This window comes from Labrys okinawensis, from assembly GCF_047345005.1.
Classification (GTDB): domain Bacteria; phylum Pseudomonadota; class Alphaproteobacteria; order Rhizobiales; family Labraceae; genus Labrys; species Labrys okinawensis.
This window is the reverse complement of sequence record NZ_CP178864.1, coordinates 2,155,892-2,177,817: the sequence shown is the minus strand read 5'-3', so window position 1 is coordinate 2,177,817 and position 21,926 is coordinate 2,155,892. Positions and strand designations below refer to the sequence as shown.

The following is a 21,926-nucleotide window of genomic DNA, read 5'->3' as shown; positions in this document are numbered from 1 at the left end:
CTAGATGAGGGCGTTGCTCACCTCAAGACATTCCCATTCAGGGCAATCGAAACCCTCCCGGGAAAGTTTCTCGTTTGGACAACGGGGCGAGGGCCAGAGGTCCCGATTATCCGAAAACCGCCTCTTCAGTTGGCTTTTTGCTCGGATGATATTGTTTGAACGCCGTTGGTCAAACCTAGGTTCAAATCCAGGGCCCGCAGCCCCTTTTGTCATAACATCGCCAACCCATTGGTTTCGTTCGGGATTGGCGATTTCGAGGATGCCGAACAGCTCGCCGCGTAGCTCGACATGGATCTCGCCGCGCTTCTCGCCAGCCGTGAGCACGATCTGCCCAATCAATGAGCGCAATGCCTCGGCGGCCTGGCGGCCGTCCTCGTGGTCAGCAAGCATGTGCGTGAACTGCTCCACGCGCTTGCCATAGAGATGGGCGATGCTGGGATGCAGGTCGGGAGCGTTGGCTGGAGCTTCGGCAAGACGAACCGTGATCTCCGCCTTCTGCCTCTCCAGGTCTTCCATCCTGGCCTTCATCGAAGGCTGATACATGCCGTCCTCGATCGCGGCCATGATGCCGGCGATGGCGCGCTCGATCTTTTCGAGGGCCTTCCGGTCCTGCTCGCCTTGTAGACGACGTTCCTGGTTCAGGCGGTTGGTCTCCTGCGCAAAGGCCCGCACCGCCTCGGCGACGGCATCGGCAGAGACCAGCCTTTCCCTCAAGCCTGAGAGAACACGTTGCTCGATCTTCTCACGGGTGATGGTGCGACCATTATCGCAGATGCCCCGGCGCTGGTGGTTGAGACAGGCGTAGCGGTCGCGTTGGAACAGGCCATAGCGTCCACCGCAGCAGCCGCAGGTGAGGAGCCCGGAAAGCAGGGAAACCGGCCGCTTCATCGCGTGCAGCTTCGCCGCCCTGGCCTTGCGGGTGCCGGTGGTCACTGCCTCGGACCGGCTGGCGATGACCTTCTGCCTCTGCTTCACGGCTTGCCACAGCTCGTCTTCCACGATCTTGAGATGAGGCACCTCGGTGCGGATCCATTTGCTGGATGGATTGGCGCGCGAGACGCGTCGGCCCGTGGCAGGATCCTTGATGAAGCGCTGGCGGTTCCATACCAATACGCCGGTATAGAGCTCATTGTTGATGACGCCGTTACCCCGGATCACATGCCCGCGCACACTGGTGTCGCCCCAATGGCGGCCGAGGGGACCGGGAATGCTTTGCTTGTTGAGGTCGACGGCAATGGCTTTCGGGCTCTTGCCGGCCGCGAACTCACGGAAGATGCGGCGCACGATGGCCGCTTCCTCCGGCACGATCTCGCGATCACCGCGGAGCAGTTCGCCTTCAGCATCGAACTTCTTCACCACCCGGTAGCCGTAGCAGAGCCCTCCTCCAGCTTTGCCCTTCTCCACCCTGCCCCGCAGCCCGCGATGGGTCTTCAAGGCAAGGTCTTTCAGGAACAGCGCGTTCATGGTGCCCTTGAGGCCCACATGCAGCTCGCTGATCTCACCTTCGGCCAAAGTGACTATGGTGATGCCGGCGAATTTGAGGTGCTTGAAGAGCGTGGCGACATCGGCCTGATCGCGGCTGATGCGATCGAGAGCCTCGGCCAGCACGATCTCGAACAAGCCGCGCTGGGCATCGCGCACCAATTGCTGGATGCCCGCACGCAGCACGGTGCTGGCGCCCGAGACCGCCGCATCCTGGTATGTTCCCGTGACATTCCAGCCCTCGCGCGCCGCCTGTTCACGGCACAGCCGGAACTGATCCTCGATGGAGGCCTCCCGCTGGCTGTCGGAGGAATAGCGGGCATAGAGTGCAGCGCGGGTCATCAGCCTCTCCGTTCGGTTCAATCCTCGTCGACCTCGGCCTGTGCAGGGTGAGCGGTCCGGGGCAGATTGTCATTGGCGGCGAGCCGAGCCTCGAACTGCTCCCGCGCCAAGCGTCGCCCAATCAGCCTGGCGATGTCGAGCACCACCCGGTCCACTCGACCACTCGGCTGGCAAGGCACGATGTCTTCATCTCCTGCCTCATTCGAGGAAGGACGATTGTCATTGGCCGGCGTGTATCCTTCCGGCGGCGATTTTCGATCCTCTCCCATGCTGTCGCTTGCTCCGTTTTTCGGGACAAACAGACAGGAAGCGAGAGCAAGATCGGATTGAAAAGCCCGAAAACGCCATCGGCGTACCCTGGCGTTTAAGAACTTGCTGTCGGCGGCATATGCGTAGATTCCAGAAATGGCCTTTCTCCGACCGAGGCGCGCCATTTGCGATCCCGAGCCGATGATCGGCAAATCGAACGATGCTCGCGAGCCTCCCGCCAATGGCTGCCATGAAGCGGCAGGGCGTGCCCCCTACATTCCATCATTCCATTCGTCCCTTCGCGGCTGCATGCCCCTGCCCTCCTCTGTGTCTGGCTTGGAGCGCCTTGCTCCCAATCGGCCTTAACTGCTTGGAGAGCCCCTGCCGGGCCAGTGGCAGCCGGTCAAGGCTGGCGCGGCACGCGCCACCGCGAAGCGGCCTGGCCTTGAGGGACTGACGCTGGTCCGGCTCCATGACGAAAAGCAGAATTAGCTGATCCCGCCGGAGATTCACGTCGGAATGGGTTTGGACGTTGTCCGAGCTCAAACACGTCTTCATCGCCCCTGCCCTTCATTCCGCACCTCTATGAAGCTGCCGGCTTGTGAAAGGCGCAGCAGATCGGCAAGCGCGGATCGGATCTGTGGCCAGGGGAACTCGTCGCAATCCTCCGACGGTTCCCCAGAGTGGATCAGGGCTGCGAGTTTGGCTGCAATGCCGGCAAGCGAGGATGCCGGCATCGACCACAGGAGATCGGCCAATTCTTGTTCTCGATTCATCGCCAGTTCTTCTTCGTGGCGTGCTCTCGAGTAGCCGATCCGTTCATCGGCCTCGGCCCACCGCGCCTTATGAGCTGACAGCTCAGCATCGACGGAGTCGCGCAGATGACGGATCGAAGGCACCGACGATGCCAAATCGTCGAAAGCCCGCAGTGATCGGATCCGAGTGGGATTGCCGAGAGCCGGGTCCTCTATCACCACTGACGGAAAGCCGATCATGGCGACAAGCTGGGTCTCGAGACGCTGTTGCTTCCGGCACAAGGCGAGTGCACGCCCGGAGGCGGAATGCCACGCCCGCCAAGCGGTCATCGCCGCGTCTTGCGATGCTTCGGCCGCCACAGTCGTCGCACAAGTGGAGGCCAGGGCCGTTCCCCCAGCCGCTGCCATTAATGTGGAGAGAACTTCCCTGCGCGATAATCTGGGCAGACTCGTGCTAGTCTCAGAAGCAGCCATGATCCGAGCTCCTGACAGCTTGGGTGGTGGTAAGGCTGGGCCGGATGGTGCAAACATCCTGCTCAGCCGCTTTGCGAGTCCAAAGTTAGATAAGTTCGGGAACACCAATGATACGTTTGGATCATAGGGTAATGATCTATAGGGATCAAGCAATTTGGTGACACCCGGTCAAATGCGCGCTGCCCGTGCCCTATTGGGTATGGAGCAAGCGGAACTCGCTCAGCGAGCTGGCGTGTCCATTCCCACTATTAAGCGCTGTGAGAGCGACACGGGCACCGCGGCTCCAGTGTCACAAGCCACACAGGGAAAAATCCGAGCAGCCTTAGAAGAAGCTGGCGTCGAATTTACCAATGGTGGTAGTCCCGGCGTGCGAATGCGGAGTTCGTAGCGGGGTGCATATGACTTCATATTCGCCACATGAGGCCGCATCCATTCGCACACAATCGGGCTTTGTATAGGAGGGGCTCCGCGCCCGCGCGGGTCAAGAGAACTCTTTGGCCTTCCGCGGCATAAACGGCCTCTTTCCCGCAAGCGGGCCTCCTCCATTTATTCCACGGTGCCAAAGACTTCTCCTGTCCCGTGCTGCCCGGGTCTCGCCGACGGACAGGGTTTGCAGCGCAAGGCTGCAATCCAAGCCGTTGAACCATGGTTGAACGCTACAGAGGGTCGATATTGACCCATTTGAGACGTTGGCTTCCTCGCGATAAGCGGACATTTACGAAGAACGCGCCGTGCACTCCTTGTTGAGTCGTCCGGGAACGCTGGACATCCCAGAGGTCCGGAAAATTTAAGTACGTAGCGCTCGTTTGCCGGTACACGCTTCCGGCGGCGCCTGGCAAAGGTTGGTGGTCGCCTGTGAGGAATTGCGATATCCTCGGTGACAAATGTCGCTCCAAAGTCATGCCGGCGAAGGCTCATGCCGCCACTTCTTACGTATAGCGCCGCAGCACGACGTGACCGTACCCCCCACCGGCTGCTGATCACCACCGCGAATTGAAGCCTCGATCTGATCCGTCGTTTGCTGGCGGACCTCTTCAAAATTGAGCAATCGCGCGGCCCTCGCAATCGATCGGAAAGGGACATTAATTCGATCAGGCGTTATCGCCGTCCAGGTTTTGAGCTATCAATTACGCCCAGCGTAAGGGAATTCGATCTAGGACGCGAAGGTATACGAATGAGCATCTCCAGCCAGCAGCACGAAGAAATACGACAGAGTAGATCCACTACCTTCCAAACGTTACGTCCCACGGTGCAAGAGCTCGAGCAGGTCTTGTATCAACCCTTCTCAGTTCTCGATCATGGGTTTGTCCGTGTCATCGACTATCTTGGTGACGATACTTCTGTCGTCCAAGCAGCTCGGGTTTCCTATGGACGCGGCACTAGGAAAGTCAGTGAGGATCGCGGTCTTATCATGTATCTGATGAGGCACTGGCATACGACGCCGTTCGAAATGGCTGATATTAAGTTTCACGTCAAGCTCCCGATATTCGTTGCGCGGCAGTGGATCCGTCATCGGACGGCCAGTGTGAACGAGTATTCAGCGAGGTACTCGATCTTGGACAAGGAATTTTACATCCCGGAGCCCGAACAGCTCGCGGCGCAATCCAGCGTAAATAGACAAGGTCGTGGAACCGTGCTCGAAGGAAGCGAAGCACAACGTGTCTTGCAAATCTTGCGCGATGATGCCGAGCGAAACTATGCTGACTACGCCTGGATGTTGAACGAGGGTGCCGAAGCAAATCAAGTCGATCCGGACCGGTCTGGTCTTGCGCGCGAACTCGCACGAATGAATCTAACCCTCAATACCTACACACAATGGTATTGGAAGACGAATTTACACAATCTCATGGGTTTTCTGCGCCTCCGCGCAGACTCGCACGCGCAATACGAGATCCGTGTTTACGCCGAAGTGATGCTCGATATCATGAAGCGTTGGGTCCCACTTAGCCATGAGGCGTTTATGGAACACCGCATGGGAGCTACGAACCTGTCCCGCTCCGCAATCGAGGCCGTGAAACGAATGATTTTGGGAGAAAAGGTGACGGGAACGACGAGCGGGCTGACAACGCGGGAATGGACAGAAGTTTGCTTCACCTTCGGTCTGCCGGGCGACTAACTAGGCGATATGATTCGCCCATTTGACCGCGGTCGCAACCGCCAAGAGACCGATCGAAAGTAGTGCCTATGCTGGGTAGTCAGACATCAGAGTCCTGGAGCAGCCAACTCGTCGTCAACTCCTCAATGACGGCGACGGAATTCGAATCTGCCTTGGATCGAGCGCTTTCAAAGGGCGAAAGACCCCTGCTGCGACTGCCGACTGAATGGGATCTTGCAAAAGGACCTGGCGGAGCGGCTCGAGCCGCACAACTCGTAGCGACATGGGCTCGAAACGTTTCGAAGCCCGATCTGGCGATCTATGCAACAGGAGCTGACGACGTCGTAGCGATCGACCGATTTGTCAAACAGCTCCACGGGCTGAGCGGTGCTATGCTTGCGTCCCGGATTCTCGCAAACGACGGTCGAACTGAGATTACCCGTGAGGTCAACGCGAGCGCCAAGTCACGCGTCGACGCAATGAATTCTTTGGATATAAGAGGACTGCAGCGAGGCCAGGCAATAGATCTTGTGTGCGTTGACCCCTCGTCGCTGGCGAGGCTGCGGCCATTCTACTACCCCACGGGAGAAGATTCGTTTCGAAGCCCTGCGGAGTTTGAAAGCCTTGTTTGGGATCTGATCCGCGAGAGCTCACACAGTTACGCCTCGTCCATGGCGACGGTCGTGAAAGACCTCGCCGAAGCGCTTCGCGAACTCTTCGTGAATACGCATATCCATGCGAGACGAGATGCAGAGGGCGTCCGATATAGACGCGGTGTCCGTGGGGTGATTGTCGCTCAACGTAACGTCAAACGTCAAATAATTGCGCAGTTCAGTATGGGTCTGCCTCCTCTCGTTTCCTATCTTGCGGCACTGACGCACGTCGAACGGCGAGATACGCTAAAGATGATTGAGTTGACCGTCTTCGATAGTGGTCCAGGGCTGGCTGCCAGGATAAATGAGGCTTCTCTCCCTGAAGGGATGAGCATCGAGATAGAACATAGGCTGGTTGAGAAGTGCTTCTTGAAAAACGCGACGAGTGTTGGCAGGCCGGGCTATGGCCTCGGCCTGACACGTGTGCTCCACATGCTGAAGGAGCGGAGCGGTTTCTTGTTCCTCCGTACAGGTCGGCTTACGTTGTTTCGAGCGTTTCCGCCAGGAGGATACTCGCCGCAAGAGATAGTTCTCGAAAAATCTGATTTTGAGCTGGAACGATTGCAAGATGTCGGGGGAGAGGCACAAAGGCAGGTTTCAGGTGCAGTCATCACTCTTCTTCTTCCGGTGGGGATTGCTTTCGAATGACGATGTACTTCACGTTCCGCTGGCAGCCTCGAACTTCGCGAAAGTCAGTGCTGGTCGTGTTTTCGACCGCAGATTTCGAGGGAAGTAGTTTCGTTCTTTCACTGGATGAGGACTATCGCGAAAATCTCCGCCCGGATGGCATAGTTGTGATCGTGCCGGAAACCCGGGCGTCTCAATATGCGAAAGGCGTGAGAAACCTTGTGAATGGAGGCAGCGCCCTGCGATTCGAGCCGGCGCGAGTGCCGATCGCGGTCGGTTCATTCAGAAGTGACGGAGAAATCGCTTCTGTCGAGGATGTCAACAACCACTCAGGGTCGTTTGACGCAGATTCATTCGATGATCTCAAGAAGGCAGGTCTGCTGGAGGTGTTTCGAACTCGCGACGTACTAGTGCGTCCTGGCCCAGCACTTCATTTTGTCCACCCAAACGGAGACCACTCTCGAGGGTTCTTGCGAGCGGCAAATGCGTTGGTTCAAGGCACGGAAGTCAGCTTCATCGCAATGGCGCTCCTGCCCTTCCTGGCAAAGAACCCAAAAAGGATCTGGATCGACACCTCCACAATCGCGAGTATCGCCTATGCGATGGTATCGATGAGGCAAAGCTTTGGAAGCTACGAAGTCCCGATCATCGAAAGCTTTCACTCGTATGAAGGTATCGCCGAAACAAAATTCGAATATCCGGATTCATCTCTTGTACTTATATCGGCAACGGCGAGCGGGAGACTCGCGCGAAAACTCACTGATATGAACAGATTACGTCCGGCAATGGTCGTCAACCTGTTCTCTTCCGTGAGAGGTGCGACGAATCTGACGGTTTTATGTGACGTATCTGACGAGGCGCTTGTATGGGAGAGCGATCATTCGGTGATGACGCTCTATCCCGAAATAAGTTGTCCATTTTGCCGGGATGGCTCCCCACTTATCCGCTTTGTCGGCGACCAGTTCCTTGCGAATGCCATTACATATCGACCGCATCTTGTTGTCGTCAAAGACGCACCCCCGGATCTTTCAAGTACGATGAAGGCACTGGCGGGACGTGGCCTTTTTAAGCTCAAGACCGATTCGACGAATTCAAACGTTCACAGATTTTGGATCGACGCGAGCAAGCTTATTCAGGCGAAAGACACCGACGAGAAGGTCGCCAAGGCAGCACGGCGATATATTCCGGCGTCCGTTAGCCACATTGTGCATCTGAACGACCCTGACTCGAAAGCGTTCGCCGATCTGCTCAATCAAAAGATCTCCGAGTACGGCCGCCCGTCTTTGCGGGTGATATTTGCGCGCGACGCTGGCAATATCGATCCGAATGACATCGGCTCAATCGTTGTTGCGTCAGGGTGCATAGGATCAGGAAGCGCTCTCCAATCAGTCAGCAGAGACCTTCGGGATATATTCAAGGACCAACCGCGGGTTTATCTCGGTGTGGTTGCAAAACATGCGGAAGTTGAAAGGCACAAGTCGTTTCGAAGCGACCTGATTTACAATTCACACGGTTACAATCATGAGTTTGATTTCATCTACACGTTGTCCCTTCCACGAAGCTCTAGTTTGACTGCATGGATGCGCGAAAGGCAAGTACTCGAGGAGTTTGGTAGTAACGAATCCTATAATGACCTGCCGCCTGACCAACGAGAGTATTTCGAAGACCGCCTGACCATCTTGTCAAAGGATGTGATCGAGGGCCATCAATTCTTTTTACCAACAACGCATGGAGTAGAACTGAAGCTTCGGGACGGTTTTGCTTTTTGGCCTCCGATGGCGCCGACGGCGAACGCGGATCAAGGCGATGTCCTGGCCACGATCGGTAGTCTGCTCCATCACATGCGGACGACGCGTCATCGTGATCGTCCCGAGCCGACGATTTCTCATACCGAATTTCATTGCACTGTGCTGTCGCCAGGAATTTTCGGCCGATACAACGACGGGATAATTCAGTCCGCATTCCTCAGATTGGCTTACCCTCACGAACTCAATTTCAGCGCGAGGCCTGATCTCAGTTCGGAAATGCGCCGTTTGGTGGAGCGCTGTCTCGAACGCCACAGTGACGCGCAGGGTGAGGCTTGCGCGGAATTTCTCATGGCTCTCGCCACTCGGAGGCTGACCCTACACTCGTCTGACGTCGATAAACTCAAGGTCGCAGATGTAGGCAGTACTTTGCCTTCGAGATTGAAGGGTCTCTTTGAGTTTGCGATGTCCCGGGCCGCCGATTCCTGAAGCGGCGATGGATCGCGACTTCTAATGAACATCCGCGGCACGCCTACAACTGTGCCGTCTCGGAGCCTCAAACGTAGAATTTGAAGGGCTGACGCTCCGCGCCTCTCGCCGACCCCATCGTTAGAACATCGCCGACCATCTTGGCGAAACGGAGCGTCACCGGAAGACCGTCATTATAGTTGCAAGAATTATAGTTGATCTTGGTCAGACCCATGATATCGCCGAGGATCGTCCGGATATCGGGCATCTCCTTCTTGCTGCGCAAAGCTTTGATGAGGAGGGGGTTGGGCGTCTCGGGACCGATGTATGTGTCGATCTGTGGAACGTATCCGGTTGTCCATAGGTAAGCATTTCGCTCATCGAGCAGGAGCGCCGTACCCCGCAGTACTGGATAGTCGCCATCCCGGAAAAGCTTGGTTTCGCCTCCGGTGGTCCGAATGCGGACACCGACAACATTCGTTTCCTTCGGGGCAGCTTGAACAAAAGCTTTCCATTCATCGTCGTTAAAATATGTCTGGCCGTGGATGAACAGCTCTCTTGGTGGGCCGCCATACTCCTCTTTATAGGTTTCCACGACCATTGCGAGGAGGTCTTTGGCGGCCTGTGGCCTCAGGTGGAACTCGTTGTCACCCGTCTTCCAAGGGCCGTTGGCGCCCCGAAAAACCACGCCGTCGCCCTCATTTAGGAACATCTGCGCCGCGCAGCAGGAGTGGCCGTCAGGATCGGCCGGCAGCGCCTTGTACACCATCCCAATGTAACAAACCCCTGGCCGCACTTCAGCCAACTTCCATGGCGGTCTCGGCTGCGTCTTGTAATAGAGCCCAGTGGCGAGATTCCAGGCGATCGTCGCCTCGTCTTGTGTCTTCCGGAGAGGGTATCCCGCCCTGTTCAAGAATTCCTGAGGCGCGATCGTTGTCTCGCGGATGAGCTGTGTCGGCGCGATGCCGAGGAACTCGGCTTTGATCCGTCGGTGGAAGTCAGGCATGTCCTCAAAGATCGCCTCGGCAGACTGGTCGAGGACCGGTGCCAGAAGTGGCAGATCCTCCTTACCCCGCTGCTTCTTGATGAAATCGCCAACAACCATCGGAAGGCCGGTGCGCTTCGATTCTGGCCGGCAGCGCTCGTAGACGATCTCGGGAATCAGAATGATCCAAAGGTCGATGGCCCGTTCGTCATTCGCCAGGTGTTTCTTGACCCGATCGACATAGAGTCCGGCCACCTTGGCGACAGCCTCGGTAAGATTGAGGATCCGCGATGCACGGTCGATGTCGGGCAGCGGAATGCTCAGGCAACTACAGGCATCGGGATCGAAGGAGATGCTGAAGGTGGCTTCGAGGCCTGGGAAATTCGCCAGATGGAGGCGATCCGCCTTCTCGCCCCTCGCGGGAGGAGGAACGGCAATCATACAGTGGATCTTCTTTCCCCAGCTCTTGAAATGTGAGATCCCCTGTGGCGTCCCGACGACGCCGACTCGGACGTCCTGCGACCTCCGGGCCTTGTCGAGAGGACCATAAAGGAATAGGCCGTCCTTTGGATGCGCCGTCCGCTGCTTCGCAGCGAATTCGAGCGGCGGCTCCTGAAAATGCTCGACGACGAGAGAGCGCTCCGGAAATTTCATGGTTCGACCTCGTCCGGTTCGGGCCGTCCCAGCGTCGACGCGTCGACCTCTTCTTCGTCGTCCCTCAGCTCATCGGGCAGCGAAGTGCTAACCGGCGAGGTGAAAAGCATCGGCCAAGCGTCGAGGATGATCGACCCCGAGTCTGATACCGGCAATGTGACAAATGCCGAGTCCTCAGAAAGGATCTCGAGGAAAGCCAAGAGCCGGCCGCGCCACTGCTTGTTTCGCCAGCCTTTGCATATCGTGCGCCTCAGACGATGCTGTTTCCGGGCATCGTCGATGACCTCTTCTCCCTTCGTTGCCTCCGGTGTGGCGAAAAGAACCCGCGATTTCAGCCGGAAATGGAAGAAGGGTTGGAAGACAGGGATCGCGGTGACGCCGAAAGACCAGATTACGGCTTTTGCGACGTTTCGCAGCATCGACCAGCGTCGCTCTCCCTGCTTACCGTACGGAATACGTTGGGCGATTGCAGCCTGGTCTTGAGAGACGTGAAATCCGGCAGCATTCGAGTATTGCCTCTTGATGAAGCCGCGCTGAGTGCAATGCGCTGTCCAAGCCACCCGGAATAGCACGTAGAGAATGTTGGAAGCCGTCTGCGGTTCGACGCCTAAGGCGGCTAATCCATTATCGAGAAAATCGTCGAGGCGGACAGCATGTTTGACCTTGAAGCGTCCGTGATTCGCCAAGGCAGCATCGACCTCATGCCCATCTGCGAAGGAAAAGAAACCCGCTCCTTGAACGCTCACCGGTCGCGGAAACTTGCTAAGCGCCCGGGCCAGCAGATCGCGATCAATATGGCCGACCGGCTCGTAATAGAAGATCTGATCAGGTACTTCGCTGACGCGTAGCCAATTGGATGTCAGCCGCTCGGGCTCATCTTGCAGCGGAATAGCGCTGCGTCGGCGAAAGGTCTCCCAATTCGGATGGATCTGAGGATCTCCAGCGCGCTTGGGCACGCCCTGCCGTTTTAAGGTGTCCAGAAGCCCCTGGAAACCCTCTGCCCATCCACGAACGAAGTCGATGTGAATTGCATCTCCGATGCCATGCACTTTTTTATAGGGCTCAAGCCGCAAGGGGATGATGAAGCGTTTGTCGCCCAGTTCCTCGGCGAGCTCCCCGCCCATCGAGATGTCGTCTTGGATCTCGCTCGTCGTCAGCGATGTGTCGCGACACAGTAGCAAGATCTTGATCGCACGGTTACGCAGAGCCTGGGAGCGTTCCTTGCGCCACCGATCACCAGGTTCAAGCGTCAGGATGTCGGCAAAAATGTTGTAGCCCTCTGCCTCGAGCTTCGGCGCGAGCCACAAAGCAAACTCGTCATCCTGTCTCGTTTTGGCGACAAATAGGACGTCCCGGTTTGCTGCGGGATTCTCGGCGCCCAAATCCGACTTGATGGCATGGGTTGGCTGGAGTAACTCGACAAGCGGTCTCGGCACCTCTCGGGTGCGCTCGATCCCCGCGGCGACGGCCGACGTCACGATTTCCTGGAGCGGGCCGCCACTCACCATCCAGAGCTTCGGATGAGCCTTCAGAAGGTCAGGGTACTCGCGCAGCAATCCAGAGAGATCGTCAATGCCGAAGATATCGGCTTCGTCACGGAGAGACGGTCCGATAATGCCTTTCAGAGCTGCCTTATTCGGTGGCGTTAGGCCTTGCGAGGTTGCCAGGATGTAGCGCTGAGGCGCGAGGCGGTCGATCGAAGTGCGTTCCTTGATCATCGTTCGCTTAAGGCTGGCGAAACTCGACGCTCCAAAATGCTTGGCCTGGAGAATTGTTGCCGTGGGGCCGATGGCGTGCCGGCCATCGATCCCGCCATCCGGGCCGGGAGTGAAGCCCTCGAAACGCACGCCAAGGGCCCGGCCGATCAAGTCGCGGCTTAACTCTTCAAAATCTGTCGCGGATAGATTCGCAAAGTTGTGCACCATGCCTGTCAATAAGTGCAGGCCTCAGGAGCAGGTCAAGGAAGCCGAGCCGACCGCTGTATGGTATCCCCGCAAATATGACACTGAGCACTCACTGCTCCCAGGGACGACGCCAACAAATGCTTTTCAGTTGAAAAAAGGCTGCCAGTTGCAGCCGCAAGGAGCGGGCCTTCCGAAGGTCCGCTCCTGTGATTCAGCTGAGTGTCAAAAGTGGCGCAACCTAGCCTATTGATCTCGCGATCCATCTGCGGCTCTGGGTGGGAAGCGGTCGTTTAGGGTCGGCCGCAGAAATGTCAGCTTCGCTGCCGGTGCCTTGCGGCGGCGGAGAAGTTGACTGCCACGGCTGAAACGAGTTGGGAGCGCTGAGCATGACGAGCAATAAAAGGCTGACGAGGCGGCAACTCTACGACCTGGTCTGGTCGACGCCGATGATCCGCCTTGCCGAACAGTTCGGCATCTCTGACGTCGGCCTGAAGAAGACCTGCGAAAGACATCGGGTGCCGACGCCGAGCCGGGGCTATTGGGCGCAGATTCAGGCTGGGCAAAAACCGAAGAAGGCCGCGTTCGCCGAGGCGGCCGACAAGCGTCTGGATCAAATCGAGATCGGTGGAGGGACCGATTTGCCCGAACCTGTTCAACAAGTCCTGGCCGATCAGCGCGAGCGTAGGAAGCTCGAAAGACCAAAGGCGCCAAAATCTCCTCGACCTCCAGCAGAAATCGAAGTGGTGGTCAACGTTCATTTGACCTTGCAGATATCAGCCCGCGCCCTGCGCCGCTTCAAAGTGGAAGATACCTTCGTCGAAGCCACGGCAGAGGGCATGTGCGGGGCAACGGTCGGATGTGCGAGCGTCGAACGCGTGATCTTCGTGCTTGACCGATTGGCCCAGGCCTTGGATGCCAAGCAAATGCCCATGATCTGCACCGGCAAGGCGATGCAGGTGGCTGTTGGCAGGGACTCTGTTACCTTCACATTGAGCGAGCGGACTCAATTGGTTCCACATGTTCCGACGCCGGCAGAACTTGCTGAAGAAGCGCGCCGCAAAGAGCAACTGGAACGGCACTACCGGAATCCGTCGAGATGGCCGCGACCACCATACGGGTCGGTGTACCCGTCACATGATACGGTCTGGACAGGAGAACTCACTATCCAGATTGACGGATATGGCGATGGCGTTCGCCGTCGCTGGAGCGATGGGCGCCTGCAGCGGCTAGAGAATGTCATTCCATCAATTGTCGACGGCATCGAGGTGCTGTTGGCCGCACGCAAGGCAAGGCGGGAGGCCAACGAAGAAAGAGAGCGCCAGCGCAACGAACTCGCCTATCGACATGACCTTTTCAAAAAGCGGCGGGAGCGCGAGGAGGCCCGACACAAATTCCTTGAGAGGGTGATCCGCTTGACCAACGAGGCAGAGATTCTGCGCTCTTGGCTCGGCCGAACGCAGCTTGAGGTTGGAGTGGATGCCGACAGCCAAACTGCTCGCATGATCGAGTGGACGCGGGAGAAGCTTCGCAAAATCGAAGGGCAATTGAACACCGATGGCGTTGAAAGGCATCTCGGCGATGCGACCCTATTTCCGAATCCGGCCTCGGACGAGTTGGCTGATCCCCTCGGCGATCCGCCACCAATGCGCTGGTACTAGCCGCTTGTGAATCGGCAGCGCACAGGGACCTTATTGACGCCTGAATTATCAAGATTTTCGATGCCGCCCGATCGGAGAGGTTGTGACGGGAGTGCGGGCCAGCATCGGAAAAACTCCAGAAGGAACACGAACCGGCAGGAAGAAACGTACGCATACGACGAAGGCCGCGTGACTGCCGCGCGCGGGTTGGCGTGTAGGCTTGCGCAGGAAGCTGGTCCAGAAAGTCTCCGCTTCCGACAGACCGATATCGATACCAAACACTTCGCGCCGGCCGTCGGTGTTGACACCAACTGCGAGGGTGACAGCAACGCTGTTTGTACCCTCGACTGTTATCGCCGAGCTTGGGAGTAGCCGAGACAAGCAGTGTTACCCAAGCAATTTGTACGATCGGGAATGAGGGGCGCTTCACTTGCATGAAGGATAGCTTACCACCGAATGTGGACCTCCCTCACCAGAACTCATCCCTCACCTTCTGGGTGCCACGATATAGGATCGCGGATCCAGCGACTGATCTCGGACTCATGCCAACCAGCGCCGTTCACGCTGATCCTGATCTGAGGCGGGAATGTGCCCTCGGCGATCTTGCGGTAGATGGTGGACCGGGACAGCCCAGTCCGGGACAGGACGGTCTTCAAACGGATGATACGATCTGGTTCGCGCATGGCCGCCCTATCTCCTGCTGACTGTTTGTGGTTACTTCTGATGAGAGACAGGAGTCCCGTGTGCGCGTACAAGCAGGTTCTGTTCGTCGTCCTGCTGCAGCGAAGAGACGGCGGCAATTGGGATGGATCACAAGCCGAGCCCCCGTCCCCTTCCAAGGTCGATGCCATGGCTGAACGCGAGTTCCAGGCCGAGACGTCGGCCTGATTCGAACCCGATGCCGAGTTCCTGCTTGCGGCTGGCGAGGATGGACTCCAGCTGCGGATCGCGTTCGAGGCTCTTGGCCATATTGCCCATGGCAGATCGCGTGGCCTTATAGGCGGTGATGTCACCCGTCTGATATTGACGCTGGCTGGCCTGGTCGAGCTTCTGCCAGCGTTCCACGAAACGGTCGGCACGGCGGACTGGATCGGTGCGCAGCTCGGTCTCGAGTTGAAGGGCACGCACAGCGCGGCCGACCCGGCCGCCCGCCGCCTCGAGGGCAAGCTCCGGGTTCTTGACATAGGCGGCTTCGGCATCGCGCCAGCCATGGGGCCGGACCTTCTCGAAGGCGTTGCGGGCGTCATTCAGATCGCGTGTCTGCGCCGAGCTGGCTTTGCCGCCCCTCTCCTGCGTCTCGAAGATCGCATCCACGGCGCTGGCATGCCGCACGAGCGCCTCGCTGCGGGCCCTGCGCATCGCCGCCTCGCGATCTTCTGCGCTCTCTTTGGCGGGCGTTGCGGGTTCGTGTCTGGCCTCTCTGGCGGTGTCCCGTCCAGCGCCTTCCGGTTCCGGCCTTTGCACGCCGTTTTGGCCGGGCGCCTGGACGGACGGACGCATGCCCTCGAGCATGGTGCGCACCTTCTCGGGCACGATCCTCTTGACGATCTCGGCGACGCGCTCGCGGAAGCTGATGCCGCGCCGCTCGGCATAACTCTGCGCAGGATCGGCCCGGTCATAATCCGAGGCCATGTCCTTGGCCCGGTCGCGTGACAGGGTGCGGACCAGTCGGCCGCGATCGGAGAAGTCGTCGCGGCCATAATGAAGCTCCATGCCATCGCGGTGGCGGGACAGGGCGACATAGCTGCTGTGGGCATCCAAGCCCGGTGATGCCAGCACATGGGTGCGGTCCACCGTCATGCCCTGTGCCTTGTGGATGGTCGCGGCATAGCCATGGTCGATACGGTTATAATCCTTGAGATCGAAGTCGACACTTCGGCCATCGTCTGTGCGCGCGTTCATGGATTGGGCGCTGACATGCTCGATGGTTCCGAGCGTGCCGTTCTTGACGCCGAGGCTGCGCTCGTTCTGCAGGAACATGACGCGGTCTCCGCTGGCGAAACGACACTCGCCGCGCTCGACCGTGACTGGGACATCATCGCCGAGATCGCCGGCGTCGCGCATGCGTTCGCGCGCGGCCTCGTTGAGGGCACGGACCTCGTCATTGGTGTGGGTGAGGATGATGCGGCTGCGGTCGGGCGAGGCCTGCCGGTCGCGATCCCAGTGCTCGATCAGATCCTCGCGTGCCTGCTCGCGGGTTGGGGCCTCATGCACCATGCCATGGCTGTCATAGGCATCAATGGCGGCGCCGGTCCTGCCGGTCGCCAGATCGCGCGTGGCGTCCCGCTGCCAGTCTTCCCGTTGGCGGCGAACCTCGCCGATCTCGGCCCCGCCGTGCCGATCATGGATCGAGCGGAAGGCTGCGCCCGCCTCGATGGCCTGTAGCTGCTGGGCATCGCCGACCAGCACGACTTTGGCGCCCGCTTCGGCGGCATGGGAGAGCACGCGCTCCAACTGGCGCGTACCGACCATGCCAGCCTCGTCGATGACCAGGACATCGCGCGAAGTGAGCATGTCCCTCCCCTGCCCCCAGCCATGTTCCATACTGGCGATGGTGCGGGAAGCTATGCCCGATCCGCTTTCGAGATTTTCGGCGGCGATGCCGGACAGCGCCACACCCCGGACCTCAAACCCCGCCGCGACCCAGGCCTGCCGTGCCACGCCCAGCATGGCGCTCTTGCCGGTGCCGGCATTGCCAACCACGATCGCCAGATCGCGCCCATCGGTGACATGCGCCAATGCCTCGGCTTGCTCGCCAGAGAGGACGAGACCGCGCTTTTCAGCAGCGGCCAGAGCCTTTTCCCTGTCGTGGTCGTCGACCCCATGGCGTTCCCTCTCCGCCATCAAGTTGGCAGCGCGGTGCAGGCGCTGTTCTGCCTCGATCATGGTGCGTGTGGTAAAGCGGTCCTCGCCCCGTCCGTCCTTCCCTAGTTCAATGAGATCAGGCGCGCTACGGATCGCATCTATCACGCCGTTGTACTGGTCGAGGCCATCGCTGTGCCGATGGGCGAACCTCGCCATGTCGCGCCGCGTGAAGGTCGATTGCTGATGTGTGATGGCGTCGAGCGCCAGACTGGGATTGGCGATGATGCGTTCACCATTGCCGCGTGCGATCTCCCGGTGCATCTCCGCTCTGTCTGCCTCGGTGCCTCCGTCCTCTAGACTCTCGTCCTCGATACGTTTGGCGGGTGCACCGATCTGGCTTTGCGGCTCCAGGGCGATGGCCTGGGCCTCCAGGCTGCGATGATCAATGCGGGCGTCGATGTCGAGTTCGGCCAGGCGCTCATTGGCAAGCTCGGCCCAGCGTTCACGCCAGTGCTCAACCATTTCCGTGCGGTTCCAGTCCCGTACCTTCTGACCGAAGCCAACCTCGTCTCCATTCACCTCCACCGTGCGCATGGTGATCATGACATGAGCATGAGGCTTGGGCAGGCCGTCTTCGGAAAAGTCCCAATGCACATTGAGATCAGCGATCATGCCGCGATCGACGAACTCGGCCTGCACGAAGTCTCGCGCCAGTTCGATGCCCTGCGCCTCACTCAGTTCGCGCGGAAGCGAGAATTCGACCTCTCGGGCAAGCTGGGCGTCCTTGCGGAGTTCGAAGGCTTCGACATCGTTCCACAGCCGCTCGCGATCGCTCCAGACCTCGGGTGCGTTCTCAGGCAGCATGACTTCGGAATGCACGACGCCGCGCTTACTCGAAAAGTCGTGGCTGCGGTCAACGCGCTCGTCGTGCAAGCGCGAGGCCGAGCGGTAGGCAGCCGAGGCCACTGCGCTGGAGCCGGCTTTGCGGCCAATAACCTTGACGTGAAGATGATAGATCGCCATCGCGATGCGATCTGTGGCACGGCCAAGCACACGTCGGAACGACGTATAAGCGCGCCCTCCCTCGAAAAAATCTCGGGTGGGACCTTCCCGTCCCAGCCTGTCCTGGCGACCCTGGAGCCTTTCGGCAGGGGCTCACCTATCATCGCTGCATCGACAATCGACGAAGATGATGGAGATGACAATGCGCAAGCCGAAAGACTTCGATGCCGAGCTGAAAGCCCTCGAAGACAAGGCACGGGAGCTCAAGAACCGCAAGGTGCAGCAGCTCGGCGAGTTGGTGATCGCCACCGGTGCCGATGCCCTCAGCGCCGAGGAACTAGCGGGTGCACTGATCGTACTGGCGGAGACCAAGGATGCCGGCAGGAGGGAGGCATGGGCCAGGCGCGGAGCGACGTTTTTCCAGGGGCGAGCACGGCGACCTGCTCCAGCGACTGACCGCGACACAGGTGGCGCTCAAACACAACAGATCAGCCCGCAACCGCCATCAGGCGGTACGGGCTCGGCATGACATGCGCTCGTGGCAAATCGAGCGCCGCCAGCGCACGCGACAGCTGATCGAACTGGGTGGCTTGGTCATCAAAGCCGGCATCGTCGAACTGACCGGTGATGATCGCGCCATGATCTATGGCGCGCTACTTTGGATGGCCGATAAGCTCCAGAGCGAACAGAGAGAACAGGCGCGGGCGCTCTGGGCAACGAAGGGAAAGCAGGCGTTCGAGAATGAATGAAGCATGAGCATCGTCAAACGACAGTCGAGAGCTTTCAGACCAGTGTCGGAGGCCTTGGCGGGCAGCCCTTGGCCAGTTTCGGGATCGACACCGATAGGGTCGAAAAGATAAAGTTCGAGCAAATGAAAAAAATTTTTCCGATGCCAAAAGTTAAATTGATTTATCGATCGAGGCGTCCCTTGAAGCCCGTGCCAGGCATGCAAATACTACCTCACCGGACGGCATTTTCTGTGAGACTCTGAGGACATGATGAGTGTGATAGATTACGAAGAGTTGGTGGATATTGTCACCACAAGCGCGGACAACGACAAGGCGCTTGGAAATAGGAATATCACGCAGGCAATTAAGCTTGGACCGATGCCACTGTGGCGAGCTGTGCGGATCGTGCTTGTCGATTGGGTGCTTGGCTCCAAGCGGCAGATGGATGCCCAGATCCTCAGAGATCAAGGCGCTTCATTGATGGATCTGGGAGCCATCCAAGCCGTATACGACCAAGATGATTTCCCCGCGAAGCGCGACCGCGGGTGGCAGGGTAGAGTGGCGGCTTAGGCCGCCACCCCCATCGCCCTCACAGATCTAACGATCCCCCATTGCTCCTGCTAGTCGGCATAGGCACCGGGCAAAGCGATCTGGTCGAGCAAAACAGCGTAGCTTCACCTATCCGACGCCGAGTCAACCGGCAGTGCCCCGTTTGGTCAGTGGCGCGATTTGGTCCGCAAGGTCCAGGTCGACTTCTCGATCGATCTCGACACGAACAGCTACTCTGTGCCCTGGCGCCTGATCGGCGAAAGTGTCCAGGTCGTGGTGCTGGCCGGCCGTGTGGTCATCCGTCATGTAGGTCCGATGGCGGGTGGTCAGCCCTGTGCGGGGGCGACGACAACGGATCGTGGACCGGTCGCATTTTGTCGGCATCGCCGGCTTCGAGGAATCGGTGTGTGCAGATCCCATCGAGATCCCTCCAGCCGCTTTGCTACGGCTGCTTGCGGAATTCGAGGCGGTGGTCGGAGGGCTTGATCATGACGAACGTCGACCATGACATGCTCATCTCGCCAAAGGAGACGGATCCTCACTTCGGTTGACAGATGGTCAGCGATGACATCTGTCAACAATAGAGTAGCCCTATTGAGAACTGGATTGTGGAAGGGGCGCATCAGCGAGTTTGCTTACTGATCGACGCACGCGGATCTCAATCCGGCGCCGTTCCTTGACATTTCCCTTGGCGGTGCCGTCGGCGCTTTTGTCGCCAGGCATTATCATCTGGGCAGCAGAGAGCGGCAACACGGTCACGCCCTTCAACTTTGGATCGCTTCTGAGAATGCTCGCAACGGACACAGCCCTGGCCATGCCAAGGCCGGCATTGTCAGCGGGCGTCAAGCCGTCAATCGGAAAGCTTCCATCAGACGCAGAGATAAGCTTTCCATCAAGATTGGAGATCCGGTTATTCACCGTTTGCTCATCCGTGTGGCCGATCACCTCAACAATATCGACATTGTAGCGGCTGACGATGTCCGCGACCTGGTCAATGACGCTCGTTTTCAGCTTGCTTTGAAAACTTGGCGTCAGGTCTGCCTTGCCCACGGCGAAGCTGTAGCCGCTGGCCTCGCTGAGGTTAATGATAGGCGGCCAGTCGTGCTCACCAAGGCCCTGCTTTTTATCTCGCTCCGCCTGAACGCCCTCAACGATGACCTTGTCCAAATCCTGGATCGCGACATCCTGGAGACCACGAGTTTGTAGCTGTCCTTTGGCCGTCTGCAGCTTTCGCCATGCCTCGGCGACCTCAGTACCCTTAGCATTTGAGCTCAGCACGTCGACCAGATCGTTCAGCTGGTTCGCGTATTTGACTACCTGCTGAGGATCAACTCCACTTGCACGGATGGCGTCAACAATCTTGCTCGCGTCGACGAGCTTCATCCAGTCGTTATCCGACTTGGGTCCAGCAACCTGCATTGCGTTTAGCAGATCACTCAGTCGCTTAATTTGAGACTTTAAGTCGTCGGCTTTAGCCGTGAGGGTCTTTTCCTTGGCGCGCTCCTCATCAATTTGGATGCGCGCCGCGGCAAGCTGGGCCGCCAATGAGTCGTTTTGTTGCTTCTCCCGCGTGAACATCGCCGACAGTGCAATCAGAAGGCAGAAGACCAGCAGCAGCATTATCTCGGCCATGGTAAGGCCGAGAACTATTCCCCGTCGATAAGCCGTCCCATCAGCTGTGATCGAGGTAATCCTAGGCATCGGGCGCCTCCTTTGCGAACAGGCGCTCAAAATATTTGAATGGCGTTCTGCGCTCAGAAGCAGCAGCATTCGCGGCCTCCAGCTGACGCGTCATGTTGAGTATGGCGTCCGCAAGGCTATCGAAACGAGCGTTTCTTCTCTGTTCGACTTCCAGCACTTGAGCCTGTGTCATGTGTGCATTTTGTTCGATAAACACCGACAGACTCTTGTTCAGTTCGCCGACAGCGTCGGTGAGCTGAGTTACGGATGGCTCCAGTTTCTCCTCGATCACTTTGGACGGAGCCTTCAGCTCTTTTAGTTGGTCGGACATCACCGCGAGAGTCACGGCTAGATCCCTCGTGCCATCGGTGAGTTTGGAAGCCTGTGTCGCGAAATTAGTGTTTGCTGCTTCGATGGTTTCAAAGGCGGATTGCGTGAAAGCTTTGAGCACGGTAGCGGTTGCATCCGCGCTAGCCTCGATCGGGCCTGCGGCCCTCTTAGTGAGATCCTCGAAATTATCTATGGCTTTCCTGGTGGCTTCAGTCGCGCCCTCGCGCACTTCGGTAAGCCCCTCAAGTATCATTTGCTGAGACGAGCGCCGGAAATGCGCGAGTTCCATCACGGTCGTGTCGAGTTCGCGCCGGACCCTGCGAGTAGCTTCAGCAAGCTCCAGACGCGAAGCCTGTTCCACCTCGTAAGGATCCTGACGCATCTGGCCAAACAAAACGCGGAGCGCCACCCCCGCGATCGTAGAAGCAATTGCAACACCAAAATTTCGGACAATTTCTTCCGCAGCACCTTCGACCTGGAATAGGTAAAGTGAAACGCCCAAGCTAGTGAGGGTGAACAGGAAGCCCATGTAATAGCTATTGTCGCCCACTTGGTCCAAGCGAAGCCGAAGACGTCGCAGGACCATGACGATCAGAGCGTAGGCCAACATGAAAACCACTGGCACAGCTGTTACCACAGCCGCTGGATAGTCATAAAGCTTGGCAAAAATGATATAAATTGCACCGGCAACAACGAAAACACTAAACAGGGTTGCGTTTATGGCGCTATCAGTTGCTGGAGTTATCTTGAGCTGTGGCATGC

The 21,926-nt window shown here is 58.3% G+C and carries 17 protein-coding genes and 2 pseudogenes; 9 read left to right on the top strand and 10 right to left on the bottom strand.

All coding sequences use genetic code 11. From position 1 onward, the window contains the following. The 3 genes from ACMDCR_RS10290 to ACMDCR_RS10280 all read right to left on the bottom strand — a co-directional run bounded on the left by ACMDCR_RS10290 (nucleotide 1) and on the right by ACMDCR_RS10280 (nucleotide 3,068). Entirely contained in the window at nucleotides 1-1,824 is a 1,824-nt protein-coding gene (locus ACMDCR_RS10290) for a recombinase family protein (RefSeq protein WP_413992439.1), read from the bottom strand. A 17-nt stretch (nucleotides 1,825-1,841) separates the two neighbouring features. Continuing rightward, entirely contained in the window at nucleotides 1,842-2,258 is a 417-nt protein-coding gene (locus ACMDCR_RS10285) for a hypothetical protein (protein WP_413992438.1), read from the bottom strand. 369 nt (nucleotides 2,259-2,627) lie between these two features. Continuing rightward, the gene (locus ACMDCR_RS10280; protein ID WP_413992437.1) at nucleotides 2,628-3,068 is read right to left on the bottom strand and encodes a hypothetical protein; all 441 of its coding nucleotides are present in this window, start codon (nucleotides 3,066-3,068) and stop codon (nucleotides 2,628-2,630) included. A gap of 406 nt (nucleotides 3,069-3,474) precedes the next feature. On the opposite strand from ACMDCR_RS10280, the gene ACMDCR_RS10275 reads away from it, so the two are divergent. The 4 genes from ACMDCR_RS10275 to ACMDCR_RS10260 all read left to right on the top strand — a co-directional run bounded on the left by ACMDCR_RS10275 (nucleotide 3,475) and on the right by ACMDCR_RS10260 (nucleotide 8,911). Beyond that, the gene (locus ACMDCR_RS10275) at nucleotides 3,475-3,690 is read left to right on the top strand and encodes a helix-turn-helix domain-containing protein (protein WP_413992436.1); all 216 of its coding nucleotides are present in this window, start codon (nucleotides 3,475-3,477) and stop codon (nucleotides 3,688-3,690) included. 786 nt (nucleotides 3,691-4,476) lie between these two features. Beyond that, complete coding sequence (thyX, locus tag ACMDCR_RS10270) at nucleotides 4,477-5,418, top strand: FAD-dependent thymidylate synthase (protein WP_413992435.1); 942 nt, start codon at nucleotides 4,477-4,479, stop codon at nucleotides 5,416-5,418. Between the two features lie 68 nt (nucleotides 5,419-5,486). After that, nucleotides 5,487-6,698, top strand: a complete 1,212-nt coding sequence (locus tag ACMDCR_RS10265) for a hypothetical protein (RefSeq protein ID WP_413992434.1) — start codon at nucleotides 5,487-5,489, stop codon at nucleotides 6,696-6,698. Then, nucleotides 6,695-8,911 carry a hypothetical protein gene (locus ACMDCR_RS10260; protein ID WP_413992433.1) on the top strand — a complete coding sequence of 739 codons (2,217 nt, stop codon included), beginning with the start codon at nucleotides 6,695-6,697 and terminating at the stop codon, nucleotides 8,909-8,911. The genes ACMDCR_RS10265 and ACMDCR_RS10260 overlap by 4 nt, the downstream gene beginning before the upstream one ends. A 67-nt stretch (nucleotides 8,912-8,978) precedes the next feature. Here the strand turns inward: ACMDCR_RS10260 and ACMDCR_RS10255 are convergent, their stop codons facing one another. Both ACMDCR_RS10255 and ACMDCR_RS10250 read right to left on the bottom strand, forming a co-directional pair. Then, nucleotides 8,979-10,529 (bottom strand): argonaute/piwi family protein, encoded by a 1,551-nt coding sequence (locus ACMDCR_RS10255; RefSeq protein ID WP_413992432.1) that lies wholly within the window; start codon nucleotides 10,527-10,529, stop codon nucleotides 8,979-8,981. Next, nucleotides 10,526-12,454 carry a TIR domain-containing protein gene (locus ACMDCR_RS10250; RefSeq protein WP_413992431.1) on the bottom strand — a complete coding sequence of 643 codons (1,929 nt, stop codon included), beginning with the start codon at nucleotides 12,452-12,454 and terminating at the stop codon, nucleotides 10,526-10,528. The genes ACMDCR_RS10255 and ACMDCR_RS10250 overlap by 4 nt, the downstream gene beginning before the upstream one ends. Nucleotides 12,455-12,819: 365 nt before the next feature. On the opposite strand from ACMDCR_RS10250, the gene ACMDCR_RS10245 reads away from it, so the two are divergent. Continuing rightward, complete coding sequence (locus ACMDCR_RS10245) at nucleotides 12,820-14,091, top strand: hypothetical protein (RefSeq protein ID WP_413992430.1); 1,272 nt, start codon at nucleotides 12,820-12,822, stop codon at nucleotides 14,089-14,091. Nucleotides 14,092-14,265: 174 nt separating this feature from the next. Here ACMDCR_RS10245 and ACMDCR_RS10240 read toward each other — a convergent pair. The 3 genes and pseudogenes from ACMDCR_RS10240 to traA all read right to left on the bottom strand — a co-directional run. Further along, nucleotides 14,266-14,403 (bottom strand): annotated as a pseudogene (locus tag ACMDCR_RS10240) (transposase); the annotation flags it as partial. A gap of 146 nt (nucleotides 14,404-14,549) precedes the next feature. Continuing rightward, complete coding sequence (locus ACMDCR_RS10235; protein ID WP_413992429.1) at nucleotides 14,550-14,753, bottom strand: helix-turn-helix transcriptional regulator; 204 nt, start codon at nucleotides 14,751-14,753, stop codon at nucleotides 14,550-14,552. A 127-nt stretch (nucleotides 14,754-14,880) separates the two neighbouring features. Continuing rightward, entirely contained in the window at nucleotides 14,881-17,898 is a 3,018-nt protein-coding gene (gene traA / locus ACMDCR_RS10230) for a Ti-type conjugative transfer relaxase TraA (protein ID WP_413992428.1), read from the bottom strand. A gap of 181 nt (nucleotides 17,899-18,079) precedes the next feature. Here traA and ACMDCR_RS10225 point away from each other — a divergent pair, with 181 nt between their 5' ends. The 4 genes and pseudogenes from ACMDCR_RS10225 to ACMDCR_RS10210 form a co-directional block, all read left to right on the top strand. Next, nucleotides 18,080-18,406, top strand: coding sequence for a conjugal transfer protein TraD (locus ACMDCR_RS10225; RefSeq protein WP_413992427.1), 327 nt, complete (start codon nucleotides 18,080-18,082; stop codon nucleotides 18,404-18,406). Between the two features lies 1 nt (nucleotide 18,407). Further along, a complete protein-coding gene (locus ACMDCR_RS10220) occupies nucleotides 18,408-18,626 on the top strand; it encodes a conjugal transfer protein TraD (protein WP_413992426.1) in 219 nt (72 codons plus the stop codon). A gap of 246 nt (nucleotides 18,627-18,872) precedes the next feature. Further along, the gene (locus tag ACMDCR_RS10215; RefSeq protein ID WP_413992425.1) at nucleotides 18,873-19,175 is read left to right on the top strand and encodes a hypothetical protein; all 303 of its coding nucleotides are present in this window, start codon (nucleotides 18,873-18,875) and stop codon (nucleotides 19,173-19,175) included. Between the two features lie 129 nt (nucleotides 19,176-19,304). Next, nucleotides 19,305-19,662, top strand: a pseudogene (locus ACMDCR_RS10210) (Mu transposase domain-containing protein); the annotation flags it as partial. An 83-nt stretch (nucleotides 19,663-19,745) separates the two neighbouring features. On the opposite strand, the gene ACMDCR_RS10205 reads toward ACMDCR_RS10210, so the two are convergent. Both ACMDCR_RS10205 and ACMDCR_RS10200 read right to left on the bottom strand, forming a co-directional pair. Beyond that, nucleotides 19,746-20,924, bottom strand: a complete 1,179-nt coding sequence (locus tag ACMDCR_RS10205) for a hypothetical protein (RefSeq protein ID WP_413992424.1) — start codon at nucleotides 20,922-20,924, stop codon at nucleotides 19,746-19,748. Beyond that, nucleotides 20,848-21,924: a hypothetical protein gene (locus tag ACMDCR_RS10200; protein WP_413992423.1), complete on the bottom strand. Its 1,077-nt coding sequence runs from the start codon at nucleotides 21,922-21,924 to the stop codon at nucleotides 20,848-20,850. Before ACMDCR_RS10200 ends, ACMDCR_RS10205 begins: the two co-directional genes overlap by 77 nt. Between the last annotated feature and the right edge of the window lie 2 nt (nucleotides 21,925-21,926).